This window comes from Altericroceibacterium xinjiangense, from assembly GCF_003958635.1.
In the GTDB taxonomy this organism is placed as follows: Bacteria; Pseudomonadota; Alphaproteobacteria; order Sphingomonadales; family Sphingomonadaceae; genus Altericroceibacterium_A; species Altericroceibacterium_A xinjiangense.
The window spans coordinates 1-4,064 of sequence record NZ_RSEK01000046.1 but is presented as its reverse complement, the minus strand read 5'-3'; the positions used below and the strand labels follow the sequence as shown (position 1 = coordinate 4,064).

Here is a 4,064-nt window from a genome sequence, read left to right as displayed (position 1 = left end):
TGTCCCGCCAAGGCTGCTAATTCGGCAACCTCCAGAGGAGATGTCGATCATTAAGCCTTCAGACGCAGTCTGATCTGCACCTTGGATACGCACCACCTGACCAACAGGATAGCGCTTGTAGGCTCGAGCGCAACCGTGTGTCATGAAACCCTTACTCCAAAAATGCGGCCCATTGCGCGACTACAGCAAAAATCTGCGAAGCCATAGTCTGCTCCAACCATGTCTCTATATGCGCGATGGCCGTTGACGTGTTCCAAAATGGACGCTCTGACGTGCTCCCCTGAAATGTGACCGTTTTTGCGTAGAGTCCGGCAGGAAGGAGTCGGACGAGAATGAAGCGGAGCAGGTTCAGCGAAGAGCAGATCATCGCGATCTTGAAGGAGCACGAGGCAGGGATGCCGACGGTGGAGGTATGCCGCCGACACGGGATCAGCTCGGCAACCTTCTACAAATGGAAGTCGAAGTTCGGCGGCCTGGAGGTATCCGAGGCCAAGCGGCTGCGAGCACTGGAAGACGAGAATACAAAGCTGAAGAAGCTGCTCGCCGAGGCAATAAGGATCTGGCGTCAAAAAATGGTGACGCCCGGCGCCAAGCGGGAAGCCGTCGCCCATGCCCGTGAGCATCACGGGGTGAGCGAGCGTCGGGCGTGCAGCTTGGTCGGCGTGAGCCGGCGAGTGGTCCGGTATGAGCCGACAAGGCCGGACGATGCGCGATTGCGGCAGCGGCTGCGAGTTGGCCGCCGAGCGCCGGCGGTTCGGATATCGGCGCCTGGGCTATCTTCTGGCCCGGGAAGGTCTGCGGCCCAACCACAAGAAGCTGCTGCGGATCTACCGGGAAGAGGGCCTGAAGGTCCGCCGCCGCGGTGGCCGGAAGCGGGCCTTGGGCACACGAGCGCCCATGATGCTGCCGGAAGGACCGAACCAGCGCTGGTCGCTCGACTTCGTCTCCGACAGCCTCATCTGCGGACGCCGGTTCTGCATCCTGTGCGTGGTCGATGACTACACCCGGGAATGCCTGAGCCTGGTGGCGGATACGTCGTTATCGAGTGCAAGGGTCGCTCGCGAACTGACGAACCTGATCGGCCTTCGTGGTAAGCCGCACACGGTGGTCAGCGACAATGGCACGGAGCTGACCTCGTCAGCCATCCTGCGCTGGTCGCAGGAGCGGCGGGTCGAGTGGCATTACATCGCGCCGGGCAGGCCGACGCAGAACGCCTTCGTCGAAAGCTTCAACGGCCGCTTGCGCGACGAATGCCTCAACGAGACGCTGTTCACTTCGATTGCCCACGCTCGGTTCGTGCTCGCCGCCTGGCGGCATGATTACAACACGGTCAGGCCGCACTCGAAACTGGGCGGGAGAACCCCCGCCGAGATCGCCGGCGAACGTGTCTGGGGGCATGCCCCCAGACACGTTGCCTTACCCTCAAACAACCATCATGAAGGAACGAGACTCTACCTCTAACTGGTAACAATCAGGGGAGCACGTCAAGGCAATCGTCGCAAGGCGCGGTTCTCCTCAAAAGCATGTCTGGCGTGCGCGGATCATTCTGCTGACAGCCCAGGGCCTGGGCATTGCTCCTCTCGATGCGAAGGTGATCGACCGGGTGGTGAAGCTGACGCTGGAGCCGCCTGCCCCCGAAGCTACGCATTGGACGGTGCGCGCGATGGCCAAGGCGGTCGGCATTGCGGCCTCGACGGCCGTGAAAATCTGGCACGATCACGGCCTTGCACCGCACCGGTGGCGCAGCTTCAAGCTGTCCAACGACAACGCCTTCGCCGAGAAGCTCCACGACGTTGTCGGGCTCTATGTCTCGCCACCTGCCCATGCCATCGTGCTGTCGGTCGACGAAAAGAGCCAGATTCAGGCGCTCGATCGCACTCGACTGGGCTTGCCGCTGAAGCGTGGTCGCGGGTCAACCATGACGCGCGACTACAGCGCAACGGGACCACCACGCTGTTCGCCGCGCTCAATGTCCTCGATGGCTCCGTCATCGGCCGCAACATGCAACGACATCGGCATCAGGAGTTCATCCGCTTCCTCAACGCCATCGAAGCCGAGATGCCGGCCGACAAGGCCATCCACGTCATCCTCGATAACTACGCTACCCACAAGCAGCCCAAGGTCCGAGCATGGCTGGCAAGGCACCCACGCTGGACCTTCAACTTCGTCCCAACGTCATGCTCCTGGATCAACGCCGTCGAAGGCTTCTTTGCCAAACTCACCCGGCGGCGACTTAAGCACGGCGTGTTCCACTCCGTCGTCGACCTGCAAGCAGCCATCAACCGCTTCATCAAGGAGCATAACGAGGAGCCGCACCCATTCGTCTGGAGGGCCGATTCCGATGAGATAATCGCAGCCGTCAGGCGCGGGCACCAAACGTTGGAATCGATCCCCTAGCACTACTTTGGCAGATTAGCGGTTTTGGGATTCCCTATACCCGATTTCCCTGATTCATAGGGAGCCAGCTTTTGTGGAGGCTGGCGATGGAAGAGGACTGGCGCAGCGATCTCGAGAATTGGCTGGAGCCGTTTCTTGCGGCGCTGGGACACAAGGCGCGCAGGCGGGTGTGCCCAGCCTATATCGCAGGCCTGATCGGCCCGGGTGACCGCAAGAGTGTGCAGCCGATGGCCGAGCGTGATGTTGAGCTTGGTTACGACCAACTGCATCATTTCGTTGCTGAGGGGATCTGGGACAGTGCGCCACTTGAGGCCGCTCTCCTGAACGAGGCGGATCGTCTTGTCGGAGATAAGGCGGGATACCTGGTCATCGACGATACGGCCTTGCCGAAGAAAGGCAGTCACTCTGTCGGCGTAGGCGCGCAATATGCCTCGTCGCTGGGGAAAACCGCAAATTGCCAGTCACTCGCTTCAGTGACGCTGGCCTCGCGCGAAGTGCCGGTGATGGTGGGCTTGCGGCTTTTCCTGCCGGAGAGCTGGACGGACGATCCTGAGCGCATGGAGCGAGCCCGGGTCCCGAAGGAACGTCAAGTTGCACTGACAAAGCCGGAAATTGCAATCGAGGAGATCGACAGGGTTATTGCTTTGGGCGCTCGCTTTGGCTGCGTCCTGGCCGACGCGGGCTACGGGTCGAGCGGTCCCTTCCGCCAGGCTCTGAGCGAGCGCGGCTTGCAGTGGGCGGTGGGCATGTCTCGGCGGCAGAATGTCTACCCGGCAGACACGGGGCTGATCTTTCCCGAAGCGGCGACCGGCCGACGTCGCAAGTATCACATCCCGGACCGCACTGCTGTCTCTGCTGAGTTGATGCTGGCCGGAGAAAAATGGAAGAAAATCAGTTGGCGGCGCGGAACCAAGGGCATGCTGACCTGCAAATTTGCAGCGTGCTGCGTCCGGGTGGCCGATGGTCACAGGCATCGCATGAGTGACGGGCGGGTCCAAGCCATGCCGGGCGATCAGGAAGTCTGGCTGGTAGGTGAGCGCCGCACCAGCGGGGAGCAGAAATACTATCTGTCCAACCTGCCGGCTGACACCAGTCTCAAGAGGTTGGCGGCGGCGATCAAGGCCAGGTGGATCTGCGAGCAGGCGCACCAGCAACTCAAGGAAGAACTGGGGCTCGACCACTTCGAAGGCCGATCATGGACAGGCTTGCACCGCCACTGCCTTATGGCGATGATCGCCTTTGCCTTCCTCCAGTCCCAGCGCCTCAAAAAGGCGAAAGGGGGAAAAAAGAATCCCAGGACCGCCTCCACAGCCGAGCCTGCCGGCCATCCGAAATGCGATCCTCCTCGCTCTTGCACAGCCACCGCCAATACGGTGCCCACATTGCCTCAGATCCCTGGCCCCATATGTTCTGCCAAAGTAGTGCTAGCTCCTCGTCGCGATCAACCGAATCGGCAAGTTTGCTTTGGTGGAACTGCACGAGAAGGCGACCAGGCGCATCGCCGGTGACTACTTGTACAGCTTTGCCACGGCCGTGCCCCACAGGGTTGACACGGCTCTCACCCATAACAGCCCACACCAAGCGATTTACCTGGCGCCTGATGACACTAAGAGGATGCGAGCGCAGACAGCCCCGCTTCGCTGCCATGCCTTTGAAGCAGCATGCGC

2 protein-coding genes and 2 pseudogenes are annotated in these 4,064 nt (G+C 61.2%); 3 read left to right on the top strand and 1 reads right to left on the bottom strand.

Going from position 1 to position 4,064, the window contains the following annotated elements:
• On the bottom strand, window positions 1-144 hold a 144-nt coding region (locus ELY13_RS15765; protein WP_206436092.1), incomplete at its 3' end, for a PilZ domain-containing protein.
• A gap of 188 nt (window positions 145-332) precedes the next feature.
• On the opposite strand from ELY13_RS15765, the gene ELY13_RS14670 reads away from it, so the two are divergent.
• The 3 genes and pseudogenes from ELY13_RS14670 to ELY13_RS14660 all read left to right on the top strand — a co-directional run.
• Window positions 333-1,461, top strand: a protein-coding gene (locus tag ELY13_RS14670; protein ID WP_126174625.1) for an IS3 family transposase whose coding sequence is annotated in 2 segments (ribosomal slippage) — window positions 333-730 and window positions 729-1,461 — 1,131 coding nt in all. Because the reading frame shifts where the segments join, the coding sequence is not laid out codon by codon here.
• Window positions 1,462-1,492: 31 nt separating this feature from the next.
• Window positions 1,493-2,397: pseudogene (locus tag ELY13_RS14665) on the top strand (IS630 family transposase).
• A gap of 86 nt (window positions 2,398-2,483) precedes the next feature.
• Window positions 2,484-3,788, top strand: a pseudogene (locus ELY13_RS14660) (IS701 family transposase); the annotation flags it as partial.
• Window positions 3,789-4,064 lie beyond the last annotated feature (276 nt).